The following is a 17,565-nucleotide window of genomic DNA, read 5'->3' on the forward strand; positions in this document are numbered from 1 at the left end:
GACGTCGGCGCAGCTATCGCAAAGCGGGTGCTTCGCCCGTGAGCCGAGCGGGGCATTCTTCGGCCTGTTCGACAGAATTGCGGGTTGGTGCGCGACCGTCGCAATCGTACCTGCTTGCACCACAGGCGTCCGATCGGGTACCGTATGCGTCGACACATCGCTGTTGAGAGGTCCGGGGCGCTAAAGAACTCGTTTCTTCCGGCACTCTGACATTTTGTAACGATTGTCCGGGAGGGATATCATGAACAAACAGGAGTTGGTTGATGCCGTCGCGTCGTCAACCGGAACGAGCAAGTCCGCAACGGGAGAAGCAATCGACGCGCTTATCGGAACGATCATCACGGCGCTCGTGAAGGGCGACACTGTCCAACTGATTGGATTTGGCTCGTTCGGCGTAGGCGCGCGGGCCGCGCGCAACGGGCGCAATCCGGCCACCGGCGCAGAGTTGAAAATTCCAGCTTCGAAGACTGTGAAATTTATCGCGGGCAAGGCGTTCAAGGATGCGGTGAATGGCCACAGGAAATAAGCCGGTCGTGTATCCGCATGAGATCATCCACTGAGCGACGTGCACGTCAAGTCGAGTACGTGACGAGCGACGGGTCAAAGCTTCGACTGAGTTCGCACGTTTGGAAACGATGCGAAGTCAAATTGCGGTGCCTGATTGCGGTATCGCATCAGGAGCAGACCAACACTACGAATATTCGAACGGAGACAAGGTGTGAAATGTCACCGTCGTATTTGTTGATCGATAGGCACGTGACTCGTCTCCAATATCAGAGAGCACAGAGAGTCGTTGAATCAATTTGGGCGTGGACGATTTGTGTTTTTAGTCTCCCTACTGAGCTTATGCTAAAAACATTTCAGACGCCTATGCACGACGCGATTACGCCAAGGCGAACGATTTCTCTCAGCAAACTGAAAACTCCGTTTAGGGTTACCTTTGAAGCATTCGCTGTGCGCAAAAGCTTCTGATTGGCGGCTACCGGTCACAGACCGACTTATCGTGACCTCAATCCATAGTTGTCTTGCTAGCGGTTGAGACTCGGTTCGACTTCTGTCGCGCGATGCAGTCCGGCCGCCATGCAGCACGTCGGTCCGCTTCTGTCGATTGTGTCTTGGTTATAAGCGTAACTGTCCGATCTGCGCTGTTAAGACTTTGAGCAGCAACCGGTCCCGGCTTTCGCGGAGCACAAATGTCCCTGTGTCCATAAAAGAGCCGGACGCTCCCGGCTTGCGGCTGCTTCCTGGCCTGCGGCCGCGCGCTCGCATTACATGGTTTGCTGAGATTGCAACAGTATGGCAACAGCAGGTTGCGCCGATTGCAGCAAGCAGGCGGAGGTTGCGCTCACAACGCATGATAGGCATTCCGACTATGGGTAAGGCTGCGTCGGCGCGAACGACACATCGGCGCTCGTTCGCGCCGGCGGTATGCCTTGGGTCGCGATGGCACAGGGATTGCATAATGCTTCTTGATACCTCCGTCAGCCTTCGCGGGTCGTAAGCACGACGCGTTTCCGCCACGTACCACGCGCCTCTCCGCCACACCATTCAAGCGTTCATCGACATGTCTGAACAGAAAGCTTTTTATCCGGACCGCTTCAACAATGCGGCCCGATACTACACGACTGGCCGGTCCAGCTATCCGGCGCTGCTTAGCCGACGGGTGGCCGGCCTGATTCGTCTTGACCGCACTGCCGACGTTCTCGATCTCGGCACAGGTCCAGGCTTCCTCGCGATCGATTTGGCCCCGTATGCGCGCGCGGTGACCGCTCTCGACCCGTCTACGGACATGCTCCAGGTCGCCACCGAAAACGCCGCGCGCGCCGGCGCTATCATTCAATTCGTTCGAGGCAGTTCCTACGACCTGGATCGTCGCCTTGGCCGTTTCAGGCTCGCCACGTTCGGCCGTTCGTTCCACTGGACCGATCGTGTCGAGACGCTCCGCGTACTTGATGGGTTGCTCGAGAGCGGGGGTGCGGTGGCCCTTTACCACACCAGTGTTCCGGCAGTACCTCAGAACGTTTGGTACCCCGTTTTCGAGCGCATTCTTGACCGCTATGGCAAGGATGACCCTGCGCGAGTTGAACGAAAGTCGAGCGCTTCCGACGAAACGGTTTTACTGGATTCGGCGTTCGATCACTTGGAGCGCATTGCGGTGATAGAGCGGCGAATCACGCCACTGGAGCATTTCGTCGATCGAGCACTTTCGTTTGGGAAAGCCTGGCACGGCGAGACGCAGCCGCAGGAAGGACTGGCGGCGGAGATTCGCGCGGGGCTGGCTAGGTATGCGGGCGTGAACGGCGCGATAGAGGAAATCGTCGAAGGACATGCCTTGATCGCGCGGCGCTCACGGGAGGTATTGGGTCGGTCGGAAAGTTCGGCGTGAACGTTGCCACGCGTGGCGAACCTGAGCCGAGGTCGTGTTGTCGATTTCGATGAAGGATCGACCATATGGAACGCCGACTTGAATGCAGTCGGCGCATGATCAAATGTTTTTAAAGGAGAATCACACAATGGCTTTTTCGACGACCAGTGACGACAGCGACGTGCTCAGCGAAATCAATATCACGCCGTTGGTCGACGTGATGCTCGTGCTGCTGGTGACGTTCATCATCACGGCGCCGCTGCTCAAGAATGCGGTGCACGTCAATCTTCCCAAGACCGCGGCCACCGCGCCACCCGAGCAGAAGCGAGCAGTAACGGTCAGCATCGACGCCAAGGGAGCAATATTTTTCGACAAACGGGCTGTCGCGCTGCCTCTGGTCGAACCCCAGTTGAAGGCGCTCAGGCGAGCCGATCCGGATGTCGCACTGTCGCTTCAGGCCGACCAGAGCGTGCCATACGGATCCGTTGCCAAGGTAATGGCCTCGATTGAACGGGCCGGCATTTCGAAAATGTCGGTGCTCACGCAGCCCGGGGAATAATCGAAGCGAGCGGGTCACGACAGCGCGCACGACGGGAGTGAGGGTGGCGTTGGTGAAGGTTGACCAGCCGCCGCATCCCCGATTCCTGCGGGCTGACGGCGACAGATGTCTAGACCGCTCTCCGCGCAAAGACCGGTAGGAAGTCCGATATCATGGGGTATGAATGCGAGCGGTGGAATCAATCGGCCGGCTTGCCGAGGCAATCACGACTGACCCTCCCAACCCGGATGATCGTGATCCCCAAGCGTTCCTCAAAGCGCGACTAACCGTGCTCCAGCCGATTATCCAGCATCCACTTTCGAGCTAAGCAGCCCAAGCTGGATCAGGCGCGTACGCACGATGTTCCGGCTCAATGTAAGCAGCCTGGATGTCTGCAACTGATTCCTGTCGCAATAGTCGTATGCCATCGTGAACACCGTGGATTCGATCTCTTGCCATAAGTCCGGTACGTTGCGGTCGAACAGCTCTTGAAGCACGATTCGCAAATCGCTCATATGCTCGCTCTTCCCATCACTCCGCAGACCCGGATCGACCAACTTGCGTGCATTGGTGCTGGAAGCGAAGCTTGGCTGCACGGCCGCAGTCTCTCGTACCCCGAGACTTGAGAAATGCAGGTCGGAAGCCTCGATCTGTGGTCCGCGCCGGATCAGCAGCGTGTGATGGATCACGTTCTCGAGTTCGCGGATATTTCCCGGCCACGGATGGGCTTTCAGTCGCAGCAGCGCGATGTCGCTGATGCCGCCGGGGGGCACGCTCAGACGGCGTGAATAGAGATCGATAAAGTGACGAGTCAACGGTTCGATGTCCGCGGGACGTTCTCGCAGTGGAGGCAACGCGATCTTGGCGACATCGAGCCGATAATAGAGGTCTTCACGGAAATTACCCGCGCGTACCGCCTCTTCCAACCGCACGTTGGTCGCAGCCACCAGTCGCACGTCGATGGGCAATGCCTTGCGCGAGCCGAGGCGAGTCACTTCGCGCTCCTGCAAAACGCGCAGCAGCTTGACCTGTGCCGAGAGTGGCAGATCGCCGACTTCATCCAGAAAGAGCGTGCCACCGCTTGCCGCTTCGAACCAACCTGGTCGACTGTCGATCGCGCCGGTGAACGAGCCCCTCTCATGGCCGAACAATTCACTCTCGAGCAGTGTTTCCGAGAACGCGCCGCAATTGACAGCCACGAATGGGCGATCGGCCCGCGTGCTGCTCGTGTGTACCAGCCGTGCGATCAGCTCCTTGCCGGTGCCGCTCTCGCCGGTCACCAATACCGTCGCATCACTTGGGGCGATGAGCTGAATCCGCTCGAACAGGTGTCTCGACTTTTCATCGTTGAAGGCAAGCGCCTTCGCACGGATCGAGATCGCATGCTCCGCCAGGTTGGGGAGGCTCAAAATCTGCATGGGGATGTAGGTAGTCGCTGAGCTTTTCGAACATCAACGGTAATTCCGATTACCTATCAATGGAAACAACGGTTTCTCATTTGCGTTACTCAAATCCGCTGCAGTAGTAAGTCCTGCAGATGGATTAAACGGTGTGAGCGGATGCGCCAAAGCGATACGCGCCGCATATCGCGATGCATACTCTGATCGATAGGTATCGGCAGCAATTAGTTCTCCGGCGCGCAAGCTGCTCCACTAAAGACAACATCAGCGCGCCGCCGCCCGTATCACGCAAAGACTTCCTTGCGGCTAGAGCGAGTGGGTTCGGGAACCAGCCCGATCGCGGGCGCGTCGTCGATGATCCTGAAGCCGTTCTTCTGGGCGAGATTGACGAGATCTGTTGCGTAGCTTTCGAGATCCGCCGAGCGCGTCTTCACACGTCGTATGAGGAAATTGTAGGCGAGCACCGCGGGTATCGCCACCGCGATGCCGACGCCGGTAGCGATCAGTGCTTCGCCGATCGGTCCCGCCACCACGTCGATGCTTGCCGACGCACTCTTGCTGATCGCCGAGAGCGCATGAATGATGCCGAATACGGTGCCGAAGAGGCCGACGAACGGCGCGGTGCTGCCAACCGATGCAAGAATGGCCAGGCCGCTCTCCCGATATTGGCGCTCAATCTGCAGTTGACGACGTAACTGACGCTCGAGCAGTTCTTGGCGGTCCCAGCTATGTTCGAGGTCGTGAGCGGCATTGTGCGCGTCACCGCGCAGCGAGCTGACGGTCACGCCGAGCAAGCGTGACTTCGGGCCTCGGCCGTCGGTTAGTGCGCCCGCCGCGGCGATGCTGGGTGATCGCCAGAAGTGGCGGGCAAAATGCTCGTCCTGCCGCCATAGCCGCCAGTTCTGCACGCCTTTGCCGAGTATGAGCGCCCAAGTGAGCACCGAGAAGAGAGCCAGGATACCGAGGGCGCCCTGGACGATGAAGGTAGTTGAAAAATGAGTCATGGCGTTTCTCTGTGGTTCACAATTTAAAATCGATAGGAACGTTGGCCCACCCGTCGATCGGGGTGTCCCCGCGCCTCGCGGGTGCGAAGAGCCAGTGGTTGACGGCTTTGAGCGCGGCGTCGTCGAGGATCTGATGGCCGCTCGACTGCGCGACGATGACCGAATCCGGATGACCATCTGCGAGCACATGTACTTTCAGCAGCACGCGTCCTTGCCAGTTGCGCTCCTGCGCGGCATCGGGATATTGAGGCGCCGGATTGTGCAGATAGCCCGCACTCCCGTGCGCTTCCGTTATCCGCTCGACCGGCGCTAGCGCTGCCGGAGCGGGCGGCGCGGCGGGTGGGGCCGGTGGCGCGGCGGCAGGAGTCGGCGTTTGCGCGATGACCGGCGCAGCGGGCTGCGGCGGTGCGGGCGGCATAGGCGTAGTCGTAGGCTTTGGCGCCGCCACGACATGCCTGGGCGGCACGCGCAGCGGCCTGGGGGTCTGTGGCAACGGCTTCGGTCGCTGGATCTCCTGCACAGGAGGCGGCGGCGGGGGCGGTGGCCGCGTTATCTCGATGTTGATAGGTGGCAACGGCGTCGGCGCGTGCACATCGCTCGCGCGGGTCTCCGTCCATATCCAAAGCGCAGCCATATGAAGCGCGAGCGCAGCGCAAACCAGTGCGGCAAGCGCGCGCTTGTCGTGGACCGGCGGTGCACGACAAGCGGCGGCTGCTTCGGCCTCCGCAGGCGCGGCCATCCGTGTGCCCTGCACACGCGGGACGCGCTGCGATTCGACTAAGAGCCGGTACTTGCGCCGTGCGGCTGTGTAGCCCGGTGAGCCGCCCATAAAAGAGATTGTCGATGCCTGCATGTCTATCACCTTGATGTTGGCATCGACTAAGCATGATGCATGCCATTGGGGATCTTGATTCAACACGAGCGGCGGCCAGCCGGGCCTGCCTTGGATGCACGCAGCCGCCGCTGATTTGATCGATGGATAGCAGAAGGATCGATGCTGGCGCGCTGTTTGTTTTGCAGCACTGATTGCTGATCGACTGTCGTGTGTGAAGTAACGCCCACGGGGACCCCTGCTTCGAAGGCTTATCCGGCATAGCGCACATCTTGGCGCGATATTTGCCTAACAGTGCCGCGGTTAGCCGTCGGCTGACCGTGCTCGATCAACAAGCAGCGAACAGGCACATGAACAAAATTTCCATATTGAGCGCGCATTCGAACGCGTTCTCTTATAGTCATTCTCCGGCACCTACTGCGCTCGGGCTTGCGGTACATCTTGGATGGCTGAGCGGGGATCGCGGCAGCGAATCCACCGCGATCCGCTCGTTGCGGGAAGGCCGACTGCTTTCCGATGCCGAGCGCCACGGCGAATATGCACTCGCAAATGCATTCCGTCAGGGCAGCATCATGCCGCCCGCGTGGGCGCATGCGCGGGGCGCGGCGACCCGCGTGATCGGTCTCTCGTGGACTGACGAGTCACAGCAGTTGCTGGCGCTGCCGGGCAACGGAATCGCCGCGACCCGGCATCTGCGCGGAAGGCGCTTCGGGTTGCCCGTGCATCGCGGCGAGCTGGTCGACCATTTCAGAGCGTCGGCGTTGCGCACGCTGCTGACGGTCCTGGCGTTGGATGGTCTCACCCACAAGGACGTCGAGATCGTACCGATCGAAGCGAACCCGAAGAAATTGTTCGAAGCCGAAGCCGACGCGTTGTTGCGCAATGAAGTGGATGTCATCTACGTGAGGGGACTGGCGGGCGCGCGCGTAGCGAAGGCGCTGGCGCTCAAGTCCGTCATCGACTTACGTCTGCACCCGGAGAGCCGCGTGCGCAACAACGGCTGCACGCTGCGCGTGTTCACCGCGAGCGCTCAGATCCTCGAAAGGTTTCCTGACCTCGGCAACAGTTTCCTGCGCTTGGCGATCGATGCAGCCGATTGGGCGAGCGCGCATCCGCGTGAGGCCTTTGCCTATGCGGCCCAGGAAGGCGACGTCGATGAAACGTTGGTGCACGCCGCGTATGGGGACCAGTTTCCGGATCACCTGCAGTTGAACCTGTGCGACGAGTGGATTGCGGCGCTCAAGGATTTCACGACGTTCTTGACCGACTGGGGCTTCATCGAGCGGGCGATAGATGTCGATCAATGGATCGACTACACCGCTTTTGATGCGGTCATGACCGCGCGCAACGGCCGTTTGAGCGCCTAGCGCGGGGCCGCCCCACCATGTCTGTACTCCCTGAACCCGTGATCACCTTCCCTGAGCATTGCATGAATTCGAGCGCTACTGGAGAGGACGACCTGTCCCGAACGCGGCCGAGTCTCGCCCGGATAGACGGCCGCGCCATTCCTTCTACGCTGCGCCGCCTGCTGGGTCTTGCATGGCGCTATCCGTGGCGCTGCATACTTGCGCTCGGCTGCACGCTGGGCGCAGCGCTGCTCAATCTTGCGGTGCCCTGGCTGCTCGGGCGCGCGGTCGACGCCGCGCACCACCTGCTGCAAGGCGGTGGCGAAGGCGTGGCGCGCACGCTTGCCCACCGCGCTTCACTTGCGAGCGGTGCGCTGCTGATTCTCGCCAGCGCCGCACGCGGCGGCCTGACGGGGCTGCAAGGCTATCTTGGCGAGAACGTGGCGCAACGCGTCGGGTACGATTTGCGGCTGGCATTTTTCGAGCAGTTGCAACGGCTAGATCACTCGTATCATGACGCGGCACATTCGGGCGACCTGATCGCTCGCGGCATGCTCGATCTGGAAGGCGTACGGGCCTTCATCGAATCGGGCCTGTTGCGCGTGGTGACGCTCGTATTGCTGCTCGGAGTTGGGGCATGGCGCCTCTTCGGCAGCGACGCGACGCTGGCCGCGCTCGCCTTTGCGTTCGTGCCGGTCGTGGTCTGGCGCGCTACGCGCATGGGTCTATTCCTGCGCCAGAGCTGGCTGCGCCTGCAGCAGTTGATGTCGGCTCTGACACTTTGCATGGAGGAAAACCTTCAGGGCATGCATGTAGTCCGCGCATTTGCCTCGATGCCACGTGAAATGCACCGATTCGATGCCATAGCCAACGAGGCGCTTAGGATGTCGAATCATCGCATCACGGTACGCATGAGCGCGACGAGCACAATGCATCTTGCCTACTACGTGTCGATGGGATTGGTTCTGGCTGTCGGCGGCCATCGAGTTGAACAAGGTTTAATGACGGTCGGGCGGCTGACGGAATTCCTCGCCTTCATCACTATCCTGCAGCAACCCGTGCGGCAATTGGGAATGGTCGTGAACTCCGGGGCGCGCGCGGCTTCATCGGGCGCACGTCTGTTCGCGGTCCTCGACGCACGGCCTGCGCTGCGCGAAGCACAGAACGCCCACGTCCCCGAGCGTTACCAAGGCGTCCTGCGCTTCGAGTCGGTCGGTTTTGCGTACGGCGATACAGCGTCCAGTCGGCCGGTGCTGTCCGATATCAGCTTCGAGGTAGGGCCCGGACGCACGCTCGGTATCGTCGGGCCGCCCGGCAGCGGCAAGTCCACGATCGCCAATCTGATTCCGCGTTTTTACGACGTGACCGCTGGCCGGATCACGCTAGACGGCATCGATATCCGCGACATCGGCCTCGCGTCACTGCGTGCTACGGTCAGCTCAGTGCAGCAAGATGTATTTCTGTTCGATACGACGGTGCACGAGAATATCGCCTATTCGGAGCCAGACGCGAAGCCCGCACGTGTTGTCGCAGCGGCGTCGATTGCGCAGATCCACGAGCATGTGGCGCGTTTGCCGCTGGGGTACGCCACCCGGGTGGGCGAGCGCGGCGCGGCGTTATCGGGCGGTCAACGGCAGCGTGCATCGATCGCCCGCGGGCTGCTCGGCACACCGGCGGTCATCGTCCTCGACGACTCAACCGCGGCGCTCGATGCGCGCACCGAACGCCAGGTGCGCCATGCGCTGCGTGAAACCGTGCGTCATTGCGCGACGCTGATCATCTCGCACCGGCTCGGCTCGGTGCAGCACTCGGACGAAATCATCGTGCTTGACGCCGGGCGCATTGTGGAGCGTGGCACGCATGCCGAGTTGCTCCGGGCAGCCGGCACGTACGCCGAATTATGGGCTTTGCAGCGCGACCAGCATCACAACGAGGTCATTGCCAGCCGGCCAAGCGCCGAAGAACTCGGCGCCACGCTGGAGGAACAGCCATGAACGCGCCGGCTGATTCAAGCAAGATCATAGAAGAGGCTGGCGTCGAACCGGGCGAGGAGATTTTCGCGCGCTTTGATCCGCGGATCTTTGGCCGTATCGCGGGATTCGTCAGGCCCTATCGCTGGCGCTGCGTGGCCGCATTCGCATCGGTGACTGTGTTCACCGCCGCACAGTTGGGCATTCCGTATGTTGTCCGATACGCGATCGACAGCGTGGTCGGCCGATCGTCAGTGGGTCTGGCGTTCGCGTTGTCGGTGTTCGGCGCGCTCGTCGCGGCGTATGCCGCTTCACAGTTCCTCAACGAGTGGCTTTCCGCGCGCATTGCGCAATGCGTGATTTTCGATCTGCGCCGCGCCATGTTCGCGCATCTGCAACAGGTCTCCCTGGGGTTGCTGGGACAGACCCAGAGCGGACGGCTGATGTCGCGGCTGCAGGGCGATGTAAACGCGTTACAGGAATTCATGGAGAACTCGGTCTCGTCATTCGGGGATCTGTTCCATCTGGCAGGCATTGTCGTCGTATTGCTGGCGATGGACTATCGGCTCGGCTTGTTCACGCTTGCGGTACTGCCGCCCCTGGTTGTGCTGCGAGCCATCTGGATTCGGCGCGCGAGAGCAGCATTCAGCCGCGCGCGCGAGGCATCGTCCAGCGTCAACGCGGCGCTCGCGGAAAACATCAACGGTATTCGCACGGTCCAGGAGCATCGGCGTGAAGCGGTGAACCTCGAGCGCTACACTGAACGGGCGCGTGAAAATCTCGAGGCTCAGATCGCCTCGTCGCGGCTGGGTCAGATGATCGTGCCGGCAGTCGATATATTGACGGGCGTCGCACTGGCAATTGTGGTGGTAGCGGGGGGTGCCGCAGTGGTCTCGGGCGCGCTCGACGTGGGTGTGATGGTCGCATTCATCTTCTACGTGCAGCGCTTCTTCGATCCAATCCGGACGTTGTCGATGCAGTACACGGTGATGCAACGCGCGGTTGCCGCGGGCTACCGCATCTTTGAAGTGCTCGATTTGCCGGTCACCATTAGCGACGCGCCGCAGGCAATCGATATAGATGGTTTGCCGCCGTCCATCGAGCTCGAGCATGTCAGCTTCGGCTATCGTCCGGGGCTTGCCGTGTTACACGATATCAATCTACGTATCGCGCCCTACCAGACGGTCGCGCTGGTGGGCCCGACCGGGTCGGGCAAGACCAGCATCGCGGCGCTGGTCCATCGCTTTCATGACGTCTGGCTGGGCGCCGTGCGGGTGGGGGGGCATGACGTGCGGCATGTTGCACTCACCTCCCTTGGCCGCACGGTCGGCATCGTGTTGCAGGAACCGTTTCTGTTCTCGGGCAGCATTCTTGACAATATCCGCTACGGCCGCGGCGATGCAACCCGCCAGCAGGTCATTGCGGCCGCGCAGGCGGTGCGCGCGCATGACTTCATTATCGCGTTACCGGAAGGCTACGATACGCAGCTCGGCCAGCGTGGACGCAACCTCTCGCTGGGCCAGCGACAGTTGCTGAGCTTCGCGCGTGCCTTGCTGGCGGAGCCAGCGATTCTGATCCTCGACGAAGCGACTGCCAATATCGACAGTTTCACCGAGCGCGAGATCCAGCAAGCCATGCGCGTGTTGATGCGGGGCCGTACCTGCCTGATCATCGCGCACCGCCTGGCAACCATCAGGCAGGCCGATACAATCGTCGTGATGCACGACGGCCGAATCGCTGAGCAGGGCACGCATGCGCAACTGGTGGAGCGGGGCGGTCTCTACGCACAACTCGAAGCCAGCAGCAGCGCATCGTTCGATGACTTGTCCGAGCCCGGTATCACGCCGGCAATGACGTAACTCGAACCAGCATTTTCCGTCTTTTCCAACCATCCATGGAGAGCGCCATGAGCACAGAGCAATTTCGCACCACGCATCACCCGACCGAACCGGTCTTCGTATCTCGCTGGTCGACGCGTTCGCTGAGTGGCGAACGGATTCCCGATTCCGTTCTGTTCAGTTGCTTCGAAGCGGCTCGCTGGGCGCCTTCCGGCGGCAATGCGCAGCCCTGGCGTTTTATCTACGCGAAGAGGGAGTCGCCGCACTGGGACCGGCTTTATCCGCTGCTCAACGAGAAGAACCAGGAATGGGCCGCGCTTGCATCGACCCTGGTGCTCGTACTGTCGCGCAAGACGCGCGATAGTCCGGAGGGCAAGCGGCCATTGCGATCGCATTCATTCGATGCAGGCGCCGCCTGGTCGAACTTCGCGCATCAGGCCAGCCTGCTTGGCTGGACCACGCGTGCGATCGGCGGCTTCCAGTATGAACGGACACGGGCCGCGCTGAAGATTCCGGATGACTATGAGATCGAGATATTCATCGCGCTTGGCAAGGCAAGTAACCGGGCCGCGTTGAGTCCCGATCTGCAGGCCTCCGACCGTCCGAGTAGTCGGCTTCCCGTGACCGAACTGGTATGCGATGGCCATTTTGGATTCCCCTGAGCTTGCTGCATCGCGTAGTGCAGTGAGTGTTCGCATTGCTAACCCCTTCCAGCAATAAGGTTTGTACCGCATCACTCCGAAACCGCGAGCAGGGCAAAAATCCGTGGAGTTGTAGCCGCGATTAGGATCGATCGGCACGTCCGCCAAGAACACGACTCAATTTTTATCAATATTTCAGTAGTACGAAAAATTGGCATGGAAGTTGCGAATATCTCGTCGAGCGATTCGGGCCAACGCGTGTCCAACGATGGAAACCATCGGATTGCCATGTGACCTCCGTTTTTAACGATGACATAGGAAAATTGCGATGGGCGGTATGCAAGGTAGTCGATGCGGTGAAATCAGGATTGTTTCGAAGCGGGCCTTTCCGCCGGCATTGCTCGAGCGGCAAGGCGGCATGCGCCGGGCGATGTTCGCCAGCGGCGTGTTGATGGTGGCAGGCTGTTCGTTGACCATGCCGGGTCTTGCGCTAGCCCAGAGCGCGCCGCCGGCCTCCGGCAGTGATTTGAGCGCCGAAAACGCGCGGCTGCGCGACGAGTTGCTCCAGGTGGAGCAGGAGCGCGACCGTCTGAAGGCGCAAGTGCAGGGCCAGCAGCCTCCGAAAGGCGAAGGTGCGCCACCGGGCGCTGCCACTGCCGCGCCGGTCACCAACGCGGCGGCTTCGGCGAACGCCGCTTCACAGGCTAACGCCGCACAGGATAGTGCCGATACCCTGGGTGCCGTCGTGGTGACGGCGCGCAACCGCGCGGAGAAACTCCAGGATGTGCCGATTCCGGTGTCGGCGGTGAGTGGCAAGACACTCGATCAGGACGGCGCAGTGACGTTTGCCGACTTCGCCAAGCATGCTGCCGGGATCATCGTCAGCCCCCAGAATGCGCGGCAGTCGAGTATCTCGATGCGTGGCCTCGGTAAGCAAGGGGCGACCGACGCGATGGAATCGAGCGTGGGCATCATCGTCGACGACGTATTCCTCGCGTATGGCGCATACTCGTGGGCGAACTATGTCGACCTAGACCAGGTGGAAGTGCTGCGCGGACCGCAAGGCACTTTGCTCGGCAAGAACACGACGCTCGGGGTGGTGAACGTGTCGACCAAGCTGCCGAGCTTCATGCCGGAATACACGTTCGAGTCGACCATCGGGACACGGCACACGTTCATTGAACAGGCGAGCGCAACGGGACCGCTGATCGACGGCGTGCTGGCCTACCGTGCGTCGGTGTCGGCCGAGAACGCGAATGGCGCCGTGACCAACGCTTATCCGGACGATTCGACCTACACCAACTCGAATCGCATTGGCGGCCGGCTGCAATTGTTGTTCACGCCGACCTCGGCGTTCTCTGCCCGAATCATCCTGAACCATCAGTATTCGAACGAATACGACAACGGCGGCAGCATTCTCGTGACGGACCCGACGACCCTCGCCAACGGTACGTCACGCACAGCGGGTGGCGCGCAAACCTTCACCTCCCGCCTGGGACGGAGCTGGTTCGGTGGGTATCAGCCGACTTACGGCGGCAACCAGGTCAACCTCAACGCGCAGCAGCCGGTAAAGAACCAGCAGGACGGGCTGTCGGCGGAACTCAAGTGGAATCTGGGCGAGTACACGTTGACCTCGATTACAGCGTACGACCGTTATAACTTCATCGCGCGCAACGACAACGACGACACCCCATTCAACATTGCGTACAACTACAACACCGATGCGACGCAGTGGCAGGCCTCACAGGAATTGCGATTGAATTCCCCGGTCGGCGGTCCGATCGACTACCAGGTCGGGCTATATGCATTGCGAGAGAGCATTCAGACCAACTCCAAGGCCGAATTTGGCACGGACGCCGGAGCGTTCTACGCGTCGAATTCTCAGTACGCGAGTCTGAACGCCACCGCGGCGGGGCGGCAGTTGATGTCCGATTCTCTCAACAATGTCTATACCCGCCAGACACAATGGCCGACCACCACCAGTCTTGCGGCCTATGGCCAGGCGAACTGGCACTTGACCGACAAGGCAACGATCACGGCGGGAGTGCGTGAAACGGACGAAGAGCGTAACAACAACCTGGAGAAGGTCCTGGTCAATGGCGGATCGGCACTTGCCGCTAACGACGCAACCGCGCAGAAGTATTTCGGCGTCTCGACCTACTCCGCGCTGACCGCCGCGCAGCAGTCGCAAATTGCCAATGCGGTCGCAATACGCAATGGACAGATCGGTCAGTTGTATGGCTTTTCGCAAGGGCAGGGCATTCACCAGCTCTCGACCTCCTGGCTGCTCAGTCCGAGTTACAAGCTGACCGACGACATCCTGCTCTATGCCTCGGCCAGCTATGGGCAGAAGTCAGGGGTGGTGCTGTTCAATACATCCAACGGTGCGCCCCAGAACGCGAATCCTGAAAAGGCGCTCGATTTCGAATTGGGATTCAAGAGCGCGCTGCTTAATCACTCGTTGATTTTCAACGCGAACCTGTATCAGACCAACATCCACGGCTATCAGCAGTTGTTGCAGGTGCTGGACCCGACGCAGGCAAGTGGCTACCGCAACGTTACCGGCAATGCCGACGAGGTCCAGTTGCGCGGCCTCGAAATTGATTCAGCCTACACGGGACTGAAGCACTTTGTGTTCACGCTTGCTGGCGCCTATGGCAGCGCGATCTACAAGTCATTCGACAACGCAACCTGCCCGGCGGAAATCTCGGCGCCGGTCTGCAATTTCTCAGGCAAGCAACTTCCCGGCGCATCGAAGCTCACGCTGAACTTTGGTGCCGAATTTACGCACCCGGTGTTCGACGGCTATCTGTTCCATTCCAATGTCAACGTGTCGTATCGCTCAGGGACGAACCTGGATACGACGTTGTCAGAGTACGGCTGGCAGAAGGCATACACCCTGACTGACATCGGTTTCGGCATCGGTCCGACCAATGGTCGCTACGACGTGAGTGTCATCGTCAAGAACCTGTTCAACGTGCGCTACGCGCTGGCCAAGACCACGTTCACCTCCACCGCGCCGGTAACGGAACTGCTGGGTGATCCACGGTTCGTGGGGGTCGTGTTGCGAGCCAAATTCGATTAACGAAGTCCCAAGGAAAATCCAATGAATCAACGCGATGTCTTTTTTTCGATGCCAGATGTCCAGAGCAGCACCGATACCCGGCAGGTTTCGATTCAGAGAGTCGGTGTACGCGCCGTGCGCTATCCGTTTGCGTATCGCGCAGCGGGAGGCGAGTTGCAGCACACGGTCGGCGTGTGGAACCTGGATGTGCACTTGCCAGCCGAGCAGAAGGGCACTCACATGTCGCGCTTCATTGCACTGCTCGACGACCACGCCGGCCCGCTGGACGTCGACGGACTCGACGCGCTGCTGCAGCGGATGCTCCCGGCGCTGGATGCCGAAGCCGGCCGCATAGAAGTGTCGTTTCCCTATTTCGTGCGCAAGGCCGCGCCGGTTTCTGGCGTGATGAGCCTGCTGGACTATGAGGCCACGTTGATTGGCGAGCGGAGCGTCGCAGGCACGCGCATCGTGCTGCAGGTGAAGGTGCCGCTCACGAGCCTTTGTCCCTGCTCGAAGGAGATCTCGTCCTATGGTGCTCACAACCAGCGCTCGCATGTGACGATCCGGGCCGAGATGGTGGGCGCGCTGTCGCTCGAAGAACTGATACGGGTGGCCGAGGACGAAGCGTCGTGCGAGCTTTGGGGTTTGCTCAAGCGGCCCGACGAGAAGTACGTCACCGAACGCGCGTACGACAACCCCAAGTTCGTCGAAGACCTGGTGCGCGATATCGCGGTGCGCCTGGATCGCGAACCGCGGATAGCGGCCTATGTGCTGGAAGCAGAGAACTTCGAGTCGATTCATAACCACAGCGCTTACGCGCTGGTCGAACGCGACAAGCTTGCCGCGCCGTGATGAATGCAAGGACAACGACACTTAACGGAAGGTGATAAATGACGAATGGACTGAGGCATGGACTGAGTACTGGCGAACGGCTTGCCGGGCGCGTATATAACGTCGAGTTGGCGACCGACGTGCTGGTGATCGGAGGCAGCCTGTCGGGCAGTTGGGCGGCACTCGCGGCGGTGGAAGAGGGCGCAAGCGTGATTGTCGCGGAGAAAGGTTATGCGGGCGCGGCGGGCCCGATCGCGGCGGGCAGTGTCGGCGCCTACTTCATCAAGCCAGACGATCCGATCCAGCGCGATGCGATGGTCAACGCCCGCATGGCGCTGGCATTCGGCCTGGCCGATTCGCGCTGGGGCGAGCGAATCCTCGACCAGAGCTATCGCAACCTCGAGAAGATGGCGCAATGGGGTTATAAATGGCCGCGCATCAAGGACGGCCGCGAGAAGCGCGGTGGCATCACGCCCAACGTCCTGGCCTTCCTGCGCCAGCGGCTGGAGAGCGTCGGCGTGCAGATTCTCGATCATAGTCCGGCGCTGGAATTGTTGGTCGATGAGGACGGCGTGGCGGTGGGCGCAGCGGGCGTGAACCGTCATACGGGTGAGACTTGGCGGGTGCGCGCGGGGGCCGTGGTGGTGGCGACCGGTGGCACGTCGTTCCTGTCGAACATTGCGGGTACGCGCGGCAATACGGGAGATGGTTATCTGCTGGCAGCCGAAGCGGGCGCGGAGTTCTCGGGCATGGAGTTCACCGGGCAATTCCATATCAAGCCGTATCACGGCACGCTCAGCAAAGGGTCCTACCGGCTGAGCGCCGGCACGCTCTCGGACAATAACGGCAAGGAAGTTTTGCTGGGCCGGGGTGTAGTGAACGCGATCCTCGAAACCGGTTCGGCCTGGGATACGTTCGCCAAGGTTGAAGATCCGGAAATCCAGCGGCTGCTCCTCAAATCGAATTATGTCGCGACCCAATATTTCGAGGATGCCGGCATCAATCCGTTCAAGGAGAAATACCGCGTCGACTTCGTTTGCGAAGGTAGCATCCGGGCGACGGGTGGCCTCGCGATCGATGACGAATTGTCGACCACGGTACCGGGCCTTTTCGCCTCGGGGGACGTCACCAGTCGCGAAAAGACCAATGGCGCGGGGCCTCCGGGCGGTGGTCCGGCAGCGGGCTGGGCGATCGGCGCGGGCACGTATGCGGGCCAGGCTGTGGTGCGCTTTGCGCGCAAAGTGGGACCGGCCGCGCATTCGCGTAGCGCACGGCCGGTGGGTGGCGCGGGCTTGCGGCCGCAGAAGCCGCGCAGGTCACCGGCCGAAGAAATCGAGCTCAAGGATGTGGTGGCCCAGGTGCAGGAGGAGATGCTGGCGCTGGACCGCAACTTCTATCGTCATGGCGACCATCTGAGCGCGTCATTGCGTAAGTTCGACGGTTTGTGGCAGACGCTGCGCGATGAACTGGCGCCGGTCCGAGGCGCCGATGATCGCAGTTCGGCACGCAATGCACTGCGTGCGCGTGAGACCGTTGCGCTGCTGGCCGCGGCGCGCTGGATGAATGCGAGCGCCCTGGAGCGTACCGAGACCCGCGGCTTGCATCGGCGCAGCGATTTTCCCAATCTTGACCCCACGCAACGGCACCATTTGATTTCGGGTGGCCTGGACAAGGTCTGGGTGCGTCGTCGGGCGGTGGACCCCACCGCGGTGTATCCGGAAGGTCTGGCCGCGTAA

Annotated in this window: 13 protein-coding genes; 10 read left to right on the top strand and 3 right to left on the bottom strand. The window is 61.0% G+C overall.

Translation table 11 applies throughout. The annotated features are described in order from the left end of the window. Positions 1-241 precede the first annotated feature (241 nt). The 3 genes from ACRWA7_RS06690 (at position 242) to ACRWA7_RS06700 (ending at position 2,924) form a co-directional block, all read left to right on the top strand. A complete protein-coding gene (locus ACRWA7_RS06690) occupies positions 242-526 on the top strand; it encodes an HU family DNA-binding protein (RefSeq protein ID WP_438391992.1) in 285 nt (94 codons plus the stop codon). Between the two features lie 1,038 nt (positions 527-1,564). Then, positions 1,565-2,386 (top strand): class I SAM-dependent methyltransferase, encoded by an 822-nt coding sequence (locus tag ACRWA7_RS06695; RefSeq protein WP_438391993.1) that lies wholly within the window; start codon positions 1,565-1,567, stop codon positions 2,384-2,386. Positions 2,387-2,513: 127 nt separating this feature from the next. After that, entirely contained in the window at positions 2,514-2,924 is a 411-nt protein-coding gene (locus ACRWA7_RS06700) for an ExbD/TolR family protein (protein WP_438391994.1), read from the top strand. A 281-nt stretch (positions 2,925-3,205) separates the two neighbouring features. On the opposite strand, the gene ACRWA7_RS06705 is transcribed toward ACRWA7_RS06700, so the two are convergent. From ACRWA7_RS06705 to ACRWA7_RS06715, 3 genes are all read right to left on the bottom strand, one after another. Then, positions 3,206-4,321: a sigma-54 interaction domain-containing protein gene (locus tag ACRWA7_RS06705; RefSeq protein WP_438391995.1), complete on the bottom strand. Its 1,116-nt coding sequence runs from the start codon at positions 4,319-4,321 to the stop codon at positions 3,206-3,208. 266 nt (positions 4,322-4,587) lie between these two features. Continuing rightward, positions 4,588-5,307, bottom strand: a complete 720-nt coding sequence (locus ACRWA7_RS06710) for a MotA/TolQ/ExbB proton channel family protein (protein ID WP_438391996.1) — start codon at positions 5,305-5,307, stop codon at positions 4,588-4,590. Between the two features lie 16 nt (positions 5,308-5,323). Then, positions 5,324-6,160, bottom strand: coding sequence for an energy transducer TonB (locus ACRWA7_RS06715; protein WP_438391997.1), 837 nt, complete (start codon positions 6,158-6,160; stop codon positions 5,324-5,326). A gap of 329 nt (positions 6,161-6,489) precedes the next feature. On the opposite strand from ACRWA7_RS06715, the gene ACRWA7_RS06720 reads away from it, so the two are divergent. The 7 genes from ACRWA7_RS06720 to ACRWA7_RS06750 all read left to right on the top strand — a co-directional run bounded on the left by ACRWA7_RS06720 (position 6,490) and on the right by ACRWA7_RS06750 (position 17,565). After that, positions 6,490-7,506 carry an ABC transporter substrate-binding protein gene (locus ACRWA7_RS06720; protein ID WP_414970034.1) on the top strand — a complete coding sequence of 339 codons (1,017 nt, stop codon included), beginning with the start codon at positions 6,490-6,492 and terminating at the stop codon, positions 7,504-7,506. Between the two features lie 62 nt (positions 7,507-7,568). Beyond that, positions 7,569-9,479, top strand: a complete 1,911-nt coding sequence (locus ACRWA7_RS06725; RefSeq protein WP_438391998.1) for an ABC transporter ATP-binding protein — start codon at positions 7,569-7,571, stop codon at positions 9,477-9,479. Beyond that, positions 9,476-11,314 carry an ABC transporter ATP-binding protein gene (locus ACRWA7_RS06730; RefSeq protein ID WP_438391999.1) on the top strand — a complete coding sequence of 613 codons (1,839 nt, stop codon included), beginning with the start codon at positions 9,476-9,478 and terminating at the stop codon, positions 11,312-11,314. The genes ACRWA7_RS06725 and ACRWA7_RS06730 overlap by 4 nt, the downstream gene beginning before the upstream one ends. A gap of 47 nt (positions 11,315-11,361) precedes the next feature. After that, positions 11,362-11,955, top strand: coding sequence for a nitroreductase family protein (locus tag ACRWA7_RS06735; RefSeq protein ID WP_438392000.1), 594 nt, complete (start codon positions 11,362-11,364; stop codon positions 11,953-11,955). 307 nt (positions 11,956-12,262) lie between these two features. Next, positions 12,263-15,019 carry a TonB-dependent receptor gene (locus ACRWA7_RS06740; protein ID WP_438392001.1) on the top strand — a complete coding sequence of 919 codons (2,757 nt, stop codon included), beginning with the start codon at positions 12,263-12,265 and terminating at the stop codon, positions 15,017-15,019. A gap of 21 nt (positions 15,020-15,040) precedes the next feature. Then, on the top strand, positions 15,041-15,850 hold the full coding sequence (gene folE2 / locus ACRWA7_RS06745) for a GTP cyclohydrolase FolE2 (protein ID WP_438392002.1): 810 nt from the start codon (positions 15,041-15,043) through the stop codon (positions 15,848-15,850). Between the two features lie 38 nt (positions 15,851-15,888). After that, positions 15,889-17,565 carry an FAD-binding protein gene (locus ACRWA7_RS06750; protein ID WP_438392003.1) on the top strand — a complete coding sequence of 559 codons (1,677 nt, stop codon included), beginning with the start codon at positions 15,889-15,891 and terminating at the stop codon, positions 17,563-17,565.

It is taken from the genome of Caballeronia sp. DA-9, from assembly GCF_051615025.1.
Classification (GTDB): domain Bacteria; phylum Pseudomonadota; class Gammaproteobacteria; order Burkholderiales; family Burkholderiaceae; genus Caballeronia; species Caballeronia sordidicola.